Here is a 16,032-nt window from a genome sequence, read left to right as displayed (position 1 = left end):
CTGCCGCGTCTTTACTCAAAATGTTAATTTAATATCAATCAGTTTATTGATATCATCGAGCTGTTTTTCTTCCAAAATACCGATACGAATGCCGCGTCCTTCCATATAAACGGTGGCTGCCATCAGTTCGGTCTTGATTGCCTCTTCAATATCGCTGGCCATGATGGCATCAGTTGCCTTTTGCCCAAACATAAAGGCCGCTTTGAAATAACCATCGCGGGGCAGTAGGTAAATAATAGCCCGTTTCTTGTCTTTTATACGGAAGCCCCAACCATAATTCTTGCCTGAATGAAACCATTCCTCGGTTGCCTTCGGGTATTTTGTGTACACATATTCTTTTAAGGCCTGCCACAATGGGTAGGTGTTTCCGATGGCCGATTTTAATCCCTCTTCGTCAGGAAGAACTGCCTTATCCATGAAAATGCTCGTGTCCATGATTGTTTGTTTTTGGAGGAGAGACGCGCCAGAGCACGTCTCTATTGTTGGTATGTCTTTATGCGGTGGTTATTATTCGATTTGGCCAAAAATAAAGACGTAATTCTTTCCGTATTTCTTCGCACATTTGGGGCAAACGGTGTACCACATATACATTTTCCCGATTTTGTACCCTTTTTCGGCTGCAATTCGTTGGAAATCCTTGCACCAGTTGCCTGTTTCCTTGAAAGGCCCTTCATAAACCTTTGTGAACATCTTTCCACTCAGCCGTGCGTGATTTATGCCGGGGATTTCCTTGTCCACAGCGAGGTAAAGATCCATATTCCACTTAGAAGTATGGTCTGAAAGGCAGAGGTAGTCGGGGAAAGAGATGTTGTGCTCGCGCATTTTAGCATCGAAACGCTTCATTACCTGACTAAAATTCAACGGCATGTAAAAGAAGGTACGTACACGCTCTTTAGCGAACAGTTTATCATTCCATTCCAGGATTTGGTTGTCCCATTTATCGACTTCAATCAAAGGACAGCAGATTTCTTCGTTTTGTGTTTCTGTTTTCATGGTATTTTGATTTAACTAAATATGGAATTGGTAATTTCAGTCAAAGATAAAAACAAATAAACCGGCAGATTAGATTTTAAATGCAAAATAAAAGCCGGACTTTGTGGAAGCCCGGCTTTTACAGATATGAATTTGGAATGTTCGTACTTAGTTATGCACCACGTTAAACAGGCGTTTAAAGCGGATACCGCCATCAAACAGACCACGGTCCTTGTCGAGAGAGAGCCAAATGAGTATTGGTTTTCCTACAACGTGGTCTTCGGGTACAAAACCCCAGTAACGAGAGTCTGCCGACATGTGACGGTTGTCACCCATCATCCAGTAGTAGTCCATTTTGAAGGTGTAACGGTCTGTAATCTTGCCGTTAATCATGATTTTGCCATCTTTTACTTCCAGTTTGTTGCGTTCGTAATCACGGATGCAACGTTCGTAGATTGGAAGGTTATAGAGACTCAATTTAAGCGTCTTGCCTTTCTGTGGAATCCAGAGCGGTCCGTAATTATCGCGTGACCAAACTTTGAACCCGTTCAATGGATAAACTGGTCCTCCCATCAGGTCCGGTTCAATGATGACTTTCACCACAGATTTGTTCTGTTTCAGTTTGCCTAAAACCTCTTGGGTCAATGGGAAATGATACAGTTGGGTAAATTGACCGTTAGCATCAGGTTCAATGCCCAATTGTCTCTGCCAATCGCCTGCTTCATAAAGCTGAATATCGTCTTTGCTAATACCAAGTGAACGAAGATATTCTTCACTTAGTGATGCTCCGTCAGTTTTCACGAAATAGTTAAACTGAAGGTGTTCCGGATTCGCCATTTTCTTTTGATTGATAAAAAGCTGGTTGTTTACGATTTGTAAAACATCCCCCGGAAGTCCAACGCAACGTTTTACATAATTCTCCCGGCGATCAACAGGACGATAAACAATCTCTCCGTAAGTTCCCTGGTTGGCTTTTACTAGTTCACGGCCAATGGCAATACATTTATTGGCGTATGCATTGTGATTCATCGAATCTTTGACGAAGGGTTGCCCCATGCTTTGCAACTGACGATCGCCTTCGGTATAATACGATGAGTAAATGTCAGGATTTTGCACCTTCAACGCTACGGTATCGCCCGCCGGGAAGTTAAATACCACAATGTCATAGCGTTTAACTGTGCCAAAGCCAGAAAGGCGCTTGTATTCCCATTGCGGCCACTCGATGTACGATTTGCAATCCAGGATTGGCAGCGTGTGTTGTGCCAATGGAAATGAAAGCGGAGTATTTGGCACGCGTGCACCGTAGCTCACCTTACTTACAAAAAGGAAATCACCCACCAAAAGCGTCTTTTCCAACGATGAAGAGGGTATCTTGTAATTTTGGAAAAAGAAGGTATTGATGAAATAGACGGCTACAAGTGCAAAAAGGATTGCATCGACCCATTCCATCACTTTGCGGGCTGTTTTATTTTCCCATTTCTTCCAAAAGCCGTAATTAACACGTTTTGAAAGGTAAATGTCAAAGATGACCGGCAGCAACAGCAAAATCCAGAAGTTGCCAACCCAGTCTGCAAAGAGAATCAGAAGCACAGCAGCGACAATGAACTTAATCCACTGCTTCGGTGCAAATTTTTTCATAATGATGAATATGAATAAGTTGATAATTGAAAATCAAAATCAGAATTTCAACATGTCTTCCATGGTTAGGAAGCCTTTTTTGCCCGCGGTAAACTCAGCGGCAACCACAGCTCCAAGGGCAAAACCCTTGCGGCTTTTCGCATCGTGAGTGATGGTGATAGTATCTACTACAGATTCGTAAATGATTGAGTGGTAACCCGGAACTTCACCTTCACGAAGAGCTTCGATTGCCAGCTCGTTTGCACTATTAGAACCGTCTTTGAGCGCCCATTTGGTTTTGCGGTCAATATTCTCGAGTACACCTTCTGCTAATGTAATTGCTGTTCCACTTGGTGCATCCAGTTTATGAATGTGGTGGATCTCGGTCATTTTTACATCATAGTCAGGGAAATTATTCATGATTTTAGCCAGGTGTTTGTTGAGTGCAAAGAAGATATTCACACCCAGGCTGTAGTTTGAAGCGTAGAAGAAGGTTTTTCCATTGTTGTCACAAGCCTCTTTAATCTCCGGCATATTGTCCAACCAGCCGGTTGTACCTGCCACAACAGGCATATTCACAGCAAAACATTTGCGGTAATTCTCTAGCGCAACCGATGGCGCGGTAAATTCGATGGCTACCTCTGCACTTTGAAACGCTTCGGAAGTGAAATCATCCGGATTATTTACATCAATGATACTTACGATTTCGTGTCCTCTGCTGATCGCGATTTGTTCGATTTCGTGACCCATTTTGCCGTAGCCAATCAATGCTATTTTCATCTGTTTCAGTTTTAAATGGGCAGAATGTCAGGCTGGATCTCGGTTGAATCACTCGGATTGCGGCCTTTTCTTCTGCTTTTGATGTTTTATAAAAGGATAGTCTGTTTAAATTATTTTGGATTTTTTGTCGGGACATGCATATTTACGCCCCGTTTTTCTTTAATTTGCAAAGATATAGTTTTCCCCGAAACCAAAAGCGCCCCGTCGGAAAATCCCAAATCTCAAACGGCTTTATCTTATGGAACAATTGCTGCAATACATCTGGAAATACCGCCTTTACACCGCCGATTCTCTTCAAACCACCGCAGGAGCAGAGGTGGATGTGATTGATGCCGGCCAGCACAATACAAATTCTGGCCCGGACTTTTTTAATGCCAAAGTCAAACTCGATGGAACGGTCTGGGCGGGAAATGTCGAGATTCACCTCCGCTCATCCGACTGGATGCGGCACGGACATCACGAAGATAAAGCCTATGACTCGGTCATACTAAATGTGGTAGAGGTTTGTGATGCGGTGATTGTCCGCTCTAATGGGGAGATTGTCCCGCAATTAGTATTGCCCTTTCCCGAAACGATGCGTGAGCATTACCGCCATCTGGTAGCTGCCGATTCGGCTATTCCCTGCCGCAATCAGTTGGGTGAAATTGATCCGTTTCTCTTTTCTTCCTGGAAAAATGTATTGTTGACTGAACGTTTGGAACGAAAAACGGAAGCCATCCGTTTGTTATTGGAACAAAACAAGCAAAATTGGGAAGAGGCCTTCTATATTACCCTGTTACGCAGTTTTGGGATGGGTATCAACAGCGATGCATTCGAACGTTTGGCACGCAGTCTGCCGTTGAATTTTATTTTAAAGCACAGCGATTCGTTGCTTCAGGTCGAGGCATTCTTTTTCGGTCAGGCCGGATTGTTGATTGAGGAGCCTGACAATGCTTACCTGCAATTGCTTCAGCGGGAATATCGTTTTTTGCAGAATAAATTCGCTCTCAAACCGATTGAGCCTGAGGCGTGGCGATTCCTGCGGCTTCGTCCGGCCAATTTTCCGCACATTCGTTTGGCTCAAATGGCAGCTCTTTATCACAAAATGCCGATGTTATTTTCCAAAATCATACAAATTGTGAAACCGGATGAATTTTACGCATTGATGACGGTTGAGCCGAGTGTTTATTGGCAAACGCATTATGACTTTGAGGCAGAAAGCGTGAAACGGACCAAGCATCTGGGCAAAACGGCTTTACAGGTGGCGCTGATTAATGCTGTTGTTCCGATGATGTTTGCTTATGGAATGTCAACCGGTCAGGAGGAACTGTGTAACCGAGCGTTGTCTTTGCTGGAAGAGATTCAGGGCGAGGATAATGCTATTGTCAGAAATTGGAAATCAGCGGGAGTGTCGGTGGAGTCGGCTTATGATTCGCAGGCTGTTATTCAGTTGCAAAAGGAGTATTGCGACAAGAAGAAATGTCTCTATTGCCGCATCGGGCACCGCATTCTGAGCCGGAAATAAGGGAGAGAACCGCATTTGCTTCCACTCCCGAATAATTTGTGTATTTTTGTCAGCGAAAAATCAGCGGTTTTCTCCAAAAATAACTCTGCATGAACAGTCGAATTTCATATTTCTCCTTATTTATATCATCCGTTTTCGCTTTTATCGTTTCGTCGTGTGCCAATATCGGCCGTCCGGGAGGTGGTCCTATTGATGTCACGCCTCCGGTATTATTGAAAAGCACACCGGAGCAGGGGGCAACTTTTTTCAAGAAAAAGAAAATCGAGCTGGAATTCGATGAAATCATACAGGTGGAAAAACCGGGCGAGAAAATTACCGTTTCTCCTCCGCAAACGAATCCTCCTGAAATTTATACGGCAGGTAAAAAGATTATAGTTGAACTCAAAGATTCACTTCGTAACAATACGACCTATACAATTGACTTCTCGGATGCGATTGTCGATAATAACGAGAAGAATCCATTTCCAAATTTTGCCCTTTCGTTCTCAACCGGAGGCACTATCGATAGTCTGGAAGTTGGCGGTGTTTTGCTCAATGCAGAAGATCTGGAACCGGTTACGGGAATGTACGTTGGTTTGCAGCCGGATTTGGTTGATTCGGCATTCCGCAAGAAGCCATTCGTGAAAATTACCCGTTCGGATGCTTCCGGTAATTTTACATTGAAAAATGTAGCTGCAGGAAAGTATCGCATTTATGCATTGAAAGATGCGAACCGCGATTATAAATTTGACCAACCCGGTGAAGATATTGCATTCCTCGATTCGGTAATTATACCTTCTTATAAATTGGTTGAAAAAACCGATACGATTTGGAAAGATAAACTTAAGCATAAAATGGATACGGTTCGCTCTGTACTAGCGAAGCAATATTTACCGAATAATCTGTTGTTGCGCGCTTTCAACGAGAACTTCAAGTCGCAATACCTGGATAAAACCGAGCGTAAAGAGCGCAATCATCTATTGATTACCTTTGCTGCTCCGGCAAAAGAGTTACCCCGTTTGCGCCCGCTCAATTTTCCTGCAAAAAACTGGGCCAGACTGGAGCGAAGTGCAACTAACGATACATTAAACTTCTGGATTAAGGATTCCACCATTTATAAGAGTGATACCTTAAGACTGGAGGCTACCTATTTGCATACCGATTCTTTACGCAGGCTCATTCCTCAGACGGATACATTGACTTTTACTTTTCATGATATAAAGTTAGCTCCCTCCAAAAAGCCTAAAAAGAAAGATGAGAACGCCAAAGTGGAAAAACCTGCCCTTCAGGTTGAATCAAAATTCGGAGGTTCAATGGATTTGTATGGCTTGATGGACTTTTCTCTTCCTGTTCCAATTGATTCCATTGACGAGAAAAAGTTCCATTTCGAAGAAAAGAGAGATTCGCTCTGGCATGCTTTAAAAACTCCGCCATTTGCGTATGATTCGTTGAATATCCGGAGGTTTAATCTCAAATATAAGTGGGCACCCGGCCAGGAATATCGTCTGAAGGTGGATTCGGCGGCAATTTACGGCATAAATGGCCTATGCAATAAACCGATTGAGAAATCATTCAAGGTTAAAAATGTCGAGGATTATTCCGGATTCTTTATCAATGTCGCAGGAATAAACGATAGCGCTTTTGTCGAATTGCTTAATGAAAGCGATAAGATGGTTCGCCGTGAACCGGTTATTAAAGGCGTGGCAGAGTTTTTCTATGTCAATCCGGGAACCTATTATGCACGTCTTATTTGGGATAAAAATAAAAATGGGAAATGGGATACCGGTAATTTCGGGCAAAAATTGCAGCCGGAGCAAGTCTATTATCATCCTGGGAAATTCCAACTGCGGACAAACTGGGATGTAGAAGAGCAGGGCTGGAATCCACTTGCTTTGCCTTTGGATAAACAAAAACCACGTAAACTGGTGAAGAATAAGCCAAAAGAAAAGGTGAAACGTGACCCGATAACGGGAAAAGTGATTCCATCAACTCCCGTAAAAGAGAATACAGAAGAGGAACAGCAATCTCCTGTTACAGAATAGTCGTACATTCCGGAATTTGAAATAAATTAAAATATATTCCGTTAGAATGAGAGGCGTTTTTACCATGATGATGAATTCATTTTTGTCTTTCTAAAAGAAAAACAATGAGATATAAGATATTGACTTTACTATTGATTTTACCTGCTATGGCACTTTTGGCACAGGATGGGCAAAGTGCTTTTGGATTCCTCCGGCTACCGGCCTCTCCCTACATTGCTGCTTTGGGAGGAACGAATGTGTCATTGGTGACTTCGGAAAATTCAACAGCTTATCAGAATCCTGCGTTATTGTCTCACTCTTTTGACAAGCAGTTGAGCCTGGGGTATATGAATTATGTGGCTGATATAAATTCCGGGGCTGCTATGTATAGTAAGGCTGCTTCTCCCCGTGCGAATTGGGCCATTGGCATGCAGTTTTGTAGCTATGGCACTTTTAAAGAAACGAATGAGATAAATGAGGAGCTGGGGACATTTACAGCTCAGGATATGGCTCTTAACGGCATCTATTCCTATAAATTCACCGATAAATGGTCGGGGGGAATTACCGGGAAAGCGATTTATTCAGCTTTGGCGGATTATACCTCATTTGCAATTGGCGTGGATTTAGGACTGAATTATTACGATGAAGCACACAATTTTTCATTGGGGATGGCTTTGAAAAATCTTGGAGGACAGATTGTCCGTTACGATAACGTTTACGAATCGCTACCATTCGATTTTCAGATTGGTCTTTCAAAGAAATTGGCTCATGCTCCATTCCGATTCCATACCACTTTACATTATCTGACGGTATGGGATATGTCTCTTAATCGTTCGACAGATGCTTCGATTTCTACAACGGCTTATACAGGCAGTTCTGATAACTTTCTTAAGACATTGTCCAAGCATTGTGTGTTTGGAGTTGACATGCTTTTATCTAAGAACTTCTATCTCGCATTAGCATATAATCCAAAGACCTCGGATGACTTCCGGTTGTTGGAACAGAAAGGCATGCAGGGCTTTTCGTTTGGAACGGGATTTAAGGTGAGCCGGTTTAATGTAAGTGCCGCCTATTACTCACAGCATGTGAATGCTTCAACCCTTATGGTCGGAATAAATACAACCATTGGCAAACTATAACCAAACCTATAGCTGTTAATACAATAACAGCACATTTAATTAGCTATATAAACTCTCAATTTTCGATGAAAAAAATAATCATTGCCATCGATGGCTTTTCCTCATGCGGAAAAAGTACCATGGCAAAAGACCTGGCCCGTGAGATTGGCTATATCTACATTGATAGCGGCGCCATGTACAGAGCGGTTACGCTTTATTGTCTCCAGAATAATCTGATTAAAGATGGCGTTGTAAATGAACCGGAGTTGTTGCCCCGGATGGAACAAATTCAGATTTCGTTTGTTTTAAACCCCGGCACAGGAAAGCCGGAGACTTGTCTTAACGGCCAAAATGTCGAGACAGAAATTCGCACCCTTGAAGTTTCCCAAAATGTGAGCTATGTGAGCGCGATTGCATTTGTACGCAAGGCAATGGTAGCGCAGCAACAACAGATGGGAATGCAGAAAGGAATAGTGATGGATGGTCGAGACATTGGTACGACGGTTTTTCCTACTGCCGAGTTAAAGATTTTTGTAACCGCGTCACCCGAAATCAGAGCACAACGCCGATTTGACGAGATGATTCAGAAGAATGAAGTAGCCTCTTTTGATGAAATTCTGGAAAATGTAAAGCATCGGGATTATTTAGACCAAAACAGGGAGGAGAGTCCGCTACGTCAGGCAAAAGATGCCTTGCTGCTGGATAATTCTCATATGACGATTGCTGAGCAAAAGCAATGGCTGTTGGCCCAGTTTCAACGGGTGGCAGAAAATTAATTGTATGAAAAAAGATGTGATTGTAGAGATAGATAAAGGTTCCGGTTTTTGTTTTGGGGTAGTAACCGCTATTCAAAAAGCGGAAGAGGAGCTTTCCAAAGGAGGTACCCTGTACTGTCTGGGCGATATCGTTCATAATAGTCATGAGGTAGAGCGTCTTGAAGGAAAGGGGCTTGTTACCATTGATCATGAAGCTTTGAAAGGACTGAGAAATGCGAAAGTATTGCTTCGTGCCCATGGAGAGCCACCAGAAACTTATAAACTGGCCAAAGAGAATAATATAGAAATCATAGACGCCACTTGTCCGGTTGTGTTGCAGCTTCAGAAAAAAATCAAGAAAATGCACGATTCTCCAGAGTCTGATGATTTACAAATCGTGATCTACGGTAAAATTGGCCATGCTGAGGTAAATGGCCTGGTCGGTCAGACTAACCGCAAAGCGATTGTTATCGAATCATTGGCAGACCTTGATAAAATAGACTTCAATAAGGGGATTCGTCTCTATTCACAGACAACAAAGTCCCTGGATGGTTTTTCATCGGTTGTCACTGAGATTAAGTCCCGCCTCAATCCTGACGTATCTTTTGAATCTTTTGATACAATATGCAGGCAGGTTTCAAACCGATTACCAAATATCCGCCAGTTTGCAGGAAAGCATGATGTCGTACTGTTTGTAAGTGGAAAGAAGAGTTCAAATGGTAAGGTGCTTTTTGAAGAAAGCCGCAAGGTCAATCCAAATTCCTATTTGATAGAAGATGCCCGTGAGTTGAAAGTTGAATGGCTTGAGAAAGCCTCCTCTATTGGTATTTGTGGGGCAACTTCAACACCCACATGGTTGATGGAAGAAGTGGAAAAACAGGTGCGTGCTATTTTATAAAAGTATACTGTGGAAAAATGTCATCAAAATTGACGATTTTGCAACTTGGGCTGTTAAAATGCTATTTCATTGCGAATTTTGAGAGAATTATGTAAGGTAAATCAACGTAATCAGTTAAATTTGCGCCAAATTACAAACTCAAATTATTTACATACAAAACAAAGCAATTGATATGGCATTAAAATGTGTAGGGATATTGACCTCCGGAGGTGACTCTCCGGGCATGAATGCCGCCATTCGTGCGGTGACACGTGCTGCTATTTACAACGGATTGGAGGTTAAAGCAATTTATCGTGGATATAAAGGCTTGATTTCAGGTGAAATAGTGTCGTTCAGAACTCAAAACGTAAGTAATATTATTCAACAGGGTGGTACTATTCTAAAATCCGCGCGTTGCAAGGAATTTATGACACCAGAAGGACGTGCAATTGCCTACGAAACGATGCAGCGTGAAGGTATTGATGGTCTCGTTGTTATCGGTGGAGATGGCTCTTTAACCGGAGCGCGTATTTTCGCTTCAGAGCATAATGTTCCCATCGTTGGTCTTCCGGGTACGATTGATAATGACCTTTTTGGGACAGATATTACTATTGGGTACGATACCGCACTAAATACGATCATGGATGCTGTGGATAAAATCCGCGATACGGCGACTTCGCATGACCGCCTTTTCTTTATTGAAGTGATGGGTCGTGATGCCGGCTTCCTTGCTTTGAATGGTGCAATTGCTTCCGGTGCCGAAGCTGCCATTATTCCTGAAATAGCAACAGAAGTTGACCAGTTGGCAGAGTTGATTAAAAGTGGTTTCCGTAAGTCTAAAAACAGTAGTATCGTACTGGTTGCTGAAAGTGAAATTACGGGAGGTGCTATGGGACTTGCTGACCGTGTGAAAAAAGAGTACCCTGAATACGATGTTCGCGTAACTATTCTTGGTCACATCCAGCGTGGAGGTTCGCCAACTGCCAATGACCGGATTCTTGCCAGCCGTATGGGTGCTGCAGCTATCGACGCTTTGCTTGAAGGGCAGCGAAATGTGATGATTGGCGTTCAAAATGACCAGATTGTATATGTTCCTTTCTCGAAGGCTATTAAGAATGATAAACCCATCAACAAGGAGTTGCTAAACGTATTGCATACCTTGTCTATTTAATAATGAAATTATTTTATCAGGATTGGTTAGCCAGTCCTGATATTTTTCTTTTTGGGTATTTCCCTCATTATTCAATTGAATGAAAAGCTTCCTTTCCAGAATAAAAGACATTCACATTTCCCGAAAAACTGTTCTTCGGATTTCTGGTTCCATTTTAACCGTTCTTTTGTTACTGGTTCTTTTCACTCCTTCCATAGCAAAATATTTTTTCTTCAGAGAAGTTCATCGGATAGAGCAAAACAGGCATATTCAGATTGAAATAAAAGGATTTGAATTCCGGAAACTGAGTGATGTTTGCATAGATTCGGTCCGGATTATCCCACTCAAAAATGATACCTTCTTTACATGCAATCATCTGGAAGTCGATTTGAACTTTTGGAAACTACTTATGTTGGATCCGGATGTCAATACCATCTCCGCTAATTCCATGAAATGTCGTTTTATCAAGATTGGGGATTATTGCAATTACAATTTCCTGTTTACCAAAGACAAAAAACAGCCGGGAAAAACACACAAAAAAGACTATTCTGATCGGATCACAACGTTGTTAAATTCTCTGTTTAAAGTTCTTCCTTCTGATTTGAAAATTCAGGATATAGATGTCTCTTCAAATAATAATGGAAATAAGAGCCGTGTTTTGTCTCAAAATCTGAAGATTGTCAATAGTCATTACGCTTTCCCGATTCAGATTCAGGATAGCCTTGTTAGCCAAAGATGGCATGTGCAAGGTATTGTTGATAAATCGAATCGGGTTATCTCCGGAAAGATTTCATCATTGGGAGCTGAAAAAGCAATACTACCATATATTAATATGGTGTACCATGTCAGGGTTGCATTCCGGAGTCTTGCCTTTAGCCTACACCCGGAAAAAAAATGGCACAATAACCTGGCTTTAACCGGTACAGCGTCATTTAATGACCTTGATGTCGAGCATGCTCGATTGTCAACTGATAAGATTCAATTAGGAAATGGTGCTTTAAACTATCATCTGAATATTGGTGCCAATTTTGCCGAACTTGATAGCGCGACAGAGGTGAAGTTCAATAAAATTTCATTTCATCCCTATTTTTATCTCCAAAAAGATACGGATTGGAAAATTACGGCGTTAATTAATAAAAACCGGTTTCCGGCAAGCGATCTTTTAAATTCATTGCCAAAAGGGTTGTTTCATAATCTGGCTGATATTAAGGTGAAAGGAGATTTGAGTTATCATTTTCTTTTTGATTGTGATTTTGTAAATCCTGATAAGCTTCGGCTTGAGTCAAGATTAAAAAAACATAATTTCTCGATTGCTTCTTTAGGGGAACTGGGTAAGATAAATGTTCCCTTTTTGTACACAGCATACGAGAATGATCTCCCTGTACGTACTTTTGAGGTTGGGCTGTCAAATCCCAATTATTGTCCTTTGGAGAGTATTTCCCCATTGCTTCAACAAGCGGTATTGCAGTCAGAAGATGGCCAGTTCTTTTACCATCGGGGATTTCGAATGGATGCGCTCCGAAACGCATTGGTTTATGATATTAAGAAGCGACGTTTTGCCCGGGGTGGAAGCACTATCAGCATGCAGTTGGTGAAAAATGTTTTTCTGACACGGCATAAAAATATTGCCCGTAAACTGGAAGAAGCATTGTTGGTCTGGATGATTGAAGAAAATAGAACAACCTCAAAATCGCGGATGTTTGAAGTTTATTTGAATATTGCGGAGTGGGGGCCTTTGGTTTATGGTATTGGCGAAGCTTCCCGTTTTTATTTTGATAAATCACCTGCTGATTTGAATCTGAATGAAGCTATATTTTTGTCGGGGATTATTCCATCTCCGAAGAAGTTTGCAAACGCATTTGATGCCAGTGGCAGGTTGAAGTCTAATCGGGCCTGGTATTATCATCGAATTGCAGATCGTCTCTTAAGGACTGGATATATCAGTCAATTAGAGCGTGATTCTTTAAAACCGGATGTGTTTCTGTTGGGTGCAGCAAAAAGATACATAACACCTATATTTGAGGATAGCTCAGAAGTGAAAATGACTGTAATTCCCGCTGGAATCGATGGTTTGCCTCCTGGAAAGTAGCAAAATGTAACACCTTTGATCTTTGGACGCTAAAATAGAATCCTAGGTCAGATTTGAGAATTAAATGTTATTAATAAAATAAATTCCCCTGAACTATTCGTATTCTAATAGATGCTGTTAAATTTGCAGTTCCAAAATATAAGTACAAGATAAACACAACATGATAGAACTATATAGTCTAATACGCATTCTTATCGTTGAAATACAAACTCTAAAAGCAATTATTTAATATCAAAACAATTTCAAAACTATGAAAACTCAACAAAAAAACAAGTCTAGAAAGGCTAGTATCGCGTTCTCTTATGCAGTAATCCCAGTAGCATTAATTGTTGCTATCTGTGTGTTTAAATTTGTGATGGGTAACGGAGCAAACTTCGAAGGTGGTAATCCTGAAGGTCACCCGCTTCCCGGTAACATGTTGGCTACAATCTACAAAGGTGGTTTTATCGTACCTATTTTGATGACTTGTTTGTTAACTGTAATCACTTTCTCTTTTGAAAGATTTTTCGCAATCTCTAAAGCTTCTGGTAAAGGTTCAATGAATGAATTCGTTCAGAAAATCAAAGGTTTGTTGGAGCAAGACAAAATCAAAGATGCTTATGCTGCTTGTGACAAACAAAAAGGTTCTGTTGCTAACGTTGTAACAATGGTGGTTTCTAAATATGAGCACGCTGTTAATGATACCACAATGACCAAAGATCAGAAAGTGGTTGAGATCCAGAAAACTGTAGAAGAAGCAACTTCTTTGGAATTGCCTAGCTTGCAGCAAAACCTTGTAATCCTCGCAACTCTTGCATCTGTATCTACTCTTCTTGGTCTTCTCGGTACCGTATTGGGTATGATCCGTGCGTTTGCGGCGATGTCAACTGCCGGTGCTCCTGACTCAACTGCACTTGCAACCGGTATCTCTGAGGCACTTATCAATACTGCATTTGGTATCGGTACTGCTGCTGTAGCAATTATCATGTACAACTTCTTCACTACTAAAATTGACAAGTTGACTTACGCAATTGATGAAGCTGGTTTCAGCATTGTTCAGACTTACGCTGCTAAACACTAATTCATTATTTTGTAAATCAATAAACTGAGAAATTATGCCAAAAGTAAAAATCCCTCGCAAAAGTACGGTGCAAGATATGGCACCTATGTGCGATATGGCGTTTCTTTTGCTCAATTTCTTCATTCTTACTTCAAATTTTACTCAGAAAGAACCTGCTATTATTGATACCCCAAAATCAATCTCGGAAATTAAGATTCCTGAGACTAATATAATGAAGATTTTGGTTGATAATAAAGGTAAGGTTTTCTGGGGTATAGATAAACAAGCCGATAGAATTGAAGTGTTGAGAAAAATGGGGGAAATCTATAACATCAGTTTTACTGATGAAGAATATAAGCGATTCAGTGTTGTCGGTAGCTTCGGAGTACCAATGAGTGCAATGAAAACTTTTCTTGCCATGTCTCCGGAACAACGTGATAGCAAAGAGTCAGCTTTAGGTATCCCTTGCGACTCGCTGGATAATCAGTTGAAAGACTGGGTTTCGGCTGCACGTAGCGTGAATAAAGATCTTCGAATTGCAATCAAAGGTGATAAAAGTACAACCTATCCTGCTATCAAAAAGGTAATGGGAACTTTACAGGATGTAAATGAAAACCGTTTTAACTTGATTACAGGTCTCGAAGCAGAACAAGAATTAATCCCAACTAAAAAGTAATCCACATGGCAGAAATATCATCTGATCACGGGGGGGAAGGTAAAAAAGGGAAACCCAAGAAGATGTCAACTCACGTTGACTTTACCCCCATGGTTGACCTTGCGTTCTTGTTGATTACCTTCTTCATGTTGACAACAACTCTTATCAAACCACAGACCATGGAATTAGCCATGCCTCCGAAAAATGATAAAGTTGAAGATCCACCTGAAGTTGCAGCTTCGAGAGCAGTAACCGTCATCTTAGGCAAGAATCATAAAATCTTCTACTACATAGGAGCACAAGCGAATGGTGTTGATCCTAAAGTAGAAACATCTGATTTGGGAACTCAAGGCTTGAGAAAGATTCTTCTTCAGAAGAACTATAATCAGGTAACTAAAATCAGAGAACTGAAAGCAAAACTTAGTGAAATGAAGATTACTAAGGAGGTTTATGAGGAACAAAAGAAGAAAATCATGGGCGAGAAGGGTTCACCTGTTGTCATGATTAAAGCTACAAATGGTGCATCGTATAGTGATTTGGTTGATGTATTGGATGAAATGGCGATTTGTAATATTGCCCGTTATGCAATCATCGATGTTACACCTTACGATCTTGGTTTGATTAAGAATCTTGATATTTAAAAGGAGGAAAAATAATGAAACCAAAAGTAGATATTTATAATAGTGAGTGGGTGGAAATGGTTTTCGAAGGTAAGAACCAACAATATGGAGCTTATATTCTTCGTAAATCAAATTCAAAACGCCACCTTAAAGCGTTTCTTATTTCAGCGACTTTGTTTGTATTGGCAATCAGTGCGCCTTTATTGGCTAAGTATTTGATCCCTAAAAAGCACGTTGAAGAGAATACTGTAATCGAGCTGTCAAAGCTTCAAATGAAGAAAGCACCGGAAGAGATTAAGAAAGCTGTTTTGGCTCCTCCTCCTCCTCCTGCCCGTAATACCATCAAATTCGTTCCTCCGGTCATCAAACCAGATGATCAGGTAAATGAAGAAGAGGAAATGGTTACTCAGGATAAGGTAATGGAATCAACAGCAGCCGTAGGTGCTGTAAACTTTGATAAAGGTACAGATGATGTAACTGTAGCTCCTGCACAAACGACTATTGCAGAAGAAAGCACAGAGCCTTTTATCATCGTAGAAGAGATGCCTGAATTCCCGGGTGGAACTGAAGAGATGATGAAATTCCTTGGTAACAATATCCGTTATCCGGTTATTGCTCAGGAAAATGGCATTCAGGGTATGGTAATTCTTTCGTTTGTAGTAAGCAAAACCGGTCAGATTTCTGATATCCAGGTTGTACGTGGTTTAGGTTCTGGTTGTGACGAAGAAGCTGTTCGTGTGGTTCGTAAGATGCCTAACTGGAAACCAGGTAAACAAGGAGGTGCAGCAGTACCTGTTAAGTTTACTTTGCCAGTGAGATTTGCATTGAAGTAAGAATAGTGATTTATAACTATTAT

16 protein-coding genes are annotated in these 16,032 nt (G+C 41.2%); 11 read left to right on the top strand and 5 right to left on the bottom strand.

Annotated elements, in window-relative coordinates:
* Window positions 1-15: 15 nt before the first annotated feature.
* The 4 genes from MLE17_RS06240 to dapB form a co-directional block, all read right to left on the bottom strand.
* Complete coding sequence (locus MLE17_RS06240; protein WP_243347895.1) at window positions 16-435, bottom strand: DUF3788 family protein; 420 nt, start codon at window positions 433-435, stop codon at window positions 16-18.
* A 72-nt stretch (window positions 436-507) separates the two neighbouring features.
* Window positions 508-993: a hydrolase gene (locus tag MLE17_RS06235; RefSeq protein ID WP_243347894.1), complete on the bottom strand. Its 486-nt coding sequence runs from the start codon at window positions 991-993 to the stop codon at window positions 508-510.
* A gap of 147 nt (window positions 994-1,140) precedes the next feature.
* Window positions 1,141-2,610: a S26 family signal peptidase gene (locus MLE17_RS06230; protein ID WP_243347893.1), complete on the bottom strand. Its 1,470-nt coding sequence runs from the start codon at window positions 2,608-2,610 to the stop codon at window positions 1,141-1,143.
* Window positions 2,611-2,649: 39 nt separating this feature from the next.
* Window positions 2,650-3,369, bottom strand: coding sequence for a 4-hydroxy-tetrahydrodipicolinate reductase (gene dapB / locus MLE17_RS06225; protein WP_243347892.1), 720 nt, complete (start codon window positions 3,367-3,369; stop codon window positions 2,650-2,652).
* Window positions 3,370-3,607: 238 nt separating this feature from the next.
* On the opposite strand from dapB, the gene MLE17_RS06220 reads away from it, so the two are divergent.
* The 6 genes from MLE17_RS06220 to pfkA all read left to right on the top strand — a co-directional run bounded on the left by MLE17_RS06220 (window position 3,608) and on the right by pfkA (window position 10,794).
* Window positions 3,608-4,873: a DUF2851 family protein gene (locus MLE17_RS06220; protein ID WP_243347891.1), complete on the top strand. Its 1,266-nt coding sequence runs from the start codon at window positions 3,608-3,610 to the stop codon at window positions 4,871-4,873.
* An 89-nt stretch (window positions 4,874-4,962) separates the two neighbouring features.
* Entirely contained in the window at window positions 4,963-6,894 is a 1,932-nt protein-coding gene (locus MLE17_RS06215) for an Ig-like domain-containing domain (RefSeq protein WP_243347890.1), read from the top strand.
* 104 nt (window positions 6,895-6,998) lie between these two features.
* Complete coding sequence (gene porQ, locus MLE17_RS06210; RefSeq protein ID WP_243347889.1) at window positions 6,999-8,012, top strand: type IX secretion system protein PorQ; 1,014 nt, start codon at window positions 6,999-7,001, stop codon at window positions 8,010-8,012.
* Window positions 8,013-8,077: 65 nt separating this feature from the next.
* On the top strand, window positions 8,078-8,767 hold the full coding sequence (gene cmk, locus MLE17_RS06205; protein WP_243347888.1) for a (d)CMP kinase: 690 nt from the start codon (window positions 8,078-8,080) through the stop codon (window positions 8,765-8,767).
* A gap of 4 nt (window positions 8,768-8,771) precedes the next feature.
* Entirely contained in the window at window positions 8,772-9,644 is an 873-nt protein-coding gene (locus MLE17_RS06200) for a 4-hydroxy-3-methylbut-2-enyl diphosphate reductase (RefSeq protein WP_243347887.1), read from the top strand.
* Window positions 9,645-9,816: 172 nt separating this feature from the next.
* On the top strand, window positions 9,817-10,794 hold the full coding sequence (gene pfkA, locus MLE17_RS06195; protein ID WP_243347886.1) for a 6-phosphofructokinase: 978 nt from the start codon (window positions 9,817-9,819) through the stop codon (window positions 10,792-10,794).
* A 169-nt stretch (window positions 10,795-10,963) separates the two neighbouring features.
* Here the strand turns inward: pfkA and MLE17_RS06190 are convergent, their stop codons facing one another.
* A complete protein-coding gene (locus MLE17_RS06190) occupies window positions 10,964-11,149 on the bottom strand; it encodes a hypothetical protein (protein WP_243347885.1) in 186 nt (61 codons plus the stop codon).
* A gap of 33 nt (window positions 11,150-11,182) precedes the next feature.
* Between MLE17_RS06190 and MLE17_RS06185 the strand changes: the two genes are divergently transcribed.
* From MLE17_RS06185 to MLE17_RS06165, 5 genes are all read left to right on the top strand, one after another.
* A complete protein-coding gene (locus MLE17_RS06185) occupies window positions 11,183-12,862 on the top strand; it encodes a biosynthetic peptidoglycan transglycosylase (RefSeq protein ID WP_243347884.1) in 1,680 nt (559 codons plus the stop codon).
* A gap of 250 nt (window positions 12,863-13,112) precedes the next feature.
* Window positions 13,113-13,922 carry a MotA/TolQ/ExbB proton channel family protein gene (locus MLE17_RS06180; RefSeq protein WP_243347883.1) on the top strand — a complete coding sequence of 270 codons (810 nt, stop codon included), beginning with the start codon at window positions 13,113-13,115 and terminating at the stop codon, window positions 13,920-13,922.
* A 34-nt stretch (window positions 13,923-13,956) separates the two neighbouring features.
* Entirely contained in the window at window positions 13,957-14,577 is a 621-nt protein-coding gene (locus MLE17_RS06175; RefSeq protein WP_243347882.1) for an ExbD/TolR family protein, read from the top strand.
* A gap of 5 nt (window positions 14,578-14,582) precedes the next feature.
* Window positions 14,583-15,197, top strand: a complete 615-nt coding sequence (locus MLE17_RS06170) for an ExbD/TolR family protein (RefSeq protein WP_243347881.1) — start codon at window positions 14,583-14,585, stop codon at window positions 15,195-15,197.
* 14 nt (window positions 15,198-15,211) lie between these two features.
* Window positions 15,212-16,009 (top strand): energy transducer TonB, encoded by a 798-nt coding sequence (locus MLE17_RS06165; RefSeq protein WP_243347880.1) that lies wholly within the window; start codon window positions 15,212-15,214, stop codon window positions 16,007-16,009.
* Window positions 16,010-16,032 lie beyond the last annotated feature (23 nt).

This window comes from Parabacteroides sp. FAFU027, assembly GCF_022808675.1.
Classification (GTDB): domain Bacteria; phylum Bacteroidota; class Bacteroidia; order Bacteroidales; family UBA7332; genus CAXXIC01.
This window is presented reverse-complemented; position numbering and strand designations above follow the sequence as displayed.

Excerpts from the sequence above, each read along its gene's own strand:
- MLE17_RS06180 (WP_243347883.1), top strand. The coding sequence starts at position 13,113 with ATGAAAACTCAACAAAAAAACAAGTCTAGAAAGGCTAGTATCGCGTTC.
- porQ (WP_243347889.1), top strand. The coding sequence starts at position 6,999 with ATGAGATATAAGATATTGACTTTACTATTGATTTTACCTGCTATGGCA.
- MLE17_RS06215 (WP_243347890.1), top strand. The coding sequence starts at position 4,963 with ATGAACAGTCGAATTTCATATTTCTCCTTATTTATATCATCCGTTTTC.
- MLE17_RS06170 (WP_243347881.1), top strand. The coding sequence starts at position 14,583 with ATGGCAGAAATATCATCTGATCACGGGGGGGAAGGTAAAAAAGGGAAA.
- MLE17_RS06230 (WP_243347893.1), bottom strand. The coding sequence starts at position 2,610 with ATGAAAAAATTTGCACCGAAGCAGTGGATTAAGTTCATTGTCGCTGCT.
- MLE17_RS06175 (WP_243347882.1), top strand. The coding sequence starts at position 13,957 with ATGCCAAAAGTAAAAATCCCTCGCAAAAGTACGGTGCAAGATATGGCA.
- dapB (WP_243347892.1), bottom strand. The coding sequence starts at position 3,369 with ATGAAAATAGCATTGATTGGCTACGGCAAAATGGGTCACGAAATCGAA.
- MLE17_RS06240 (WP_243347895.1), bottom strand. The coding sequence starts at position 435 with ATGGACACGAGCATTTTCATGGATAAGGCAGTTCTTCCTGACGAAGAG.
- pfkA (WP_243347886.1), top strand. The coding sequence starts at position 9,817 with ATGGCATTAAAATGTGTAGGGATATTGACCTCCGGAGGTGACTCTCCG.
- cmk (WP_243347888.1), top strand. The coding sequence starts at position 8,078 with ATGAAAAAAATAATCATTGCCATCGATGGCTTTTCCTCATGCGGAAAA.
- MLE17_RS06220 (WP_243347891.1), top strand. The coding sequence starts at position 3,608 with ATGGAACAATTGCTGCAATACATCTGGAAATACCGCCTTTACACCGCC.
- MLE17_RS06235 (WP_243347894.1), bottom strand. The coding sequence starts at position 993 with ATGAAAACAGAAACACAAAACGAAGAAATCTGCTGTCCTTTGATTGAA.
- MLE17_RS06185 (WP_243347884.1), top strand. The coding sequence starts at position 11,183 with ATGTTGGATCCGGATGTCAATACCATCTCCGCTAATTCCATGAAATGT.
- MLE17_RS06190 (WP_243347885.1), bottom strand. The coding sequence starts at position 11,149 with ATGATTGCATGTAAAGAAGGTATCATTTTTGAGTGGGATAATCCGGAC.
- MLE17_RS06200 (WP_243347887.1), top strand. The coding sequence starts at position 8,772 with ATGAAAAAAGATGTGATTGTAGAGATAGATAAAGGTTCCGGTTTTTGT.
- MLE17_RS06165 (WP_243347880.1), top strand. The coding sequence starts at position 15,212 with ATGAAACCAAAAGTAGATATTTATAATAGTGAGTGGGTGGAAATGGTT.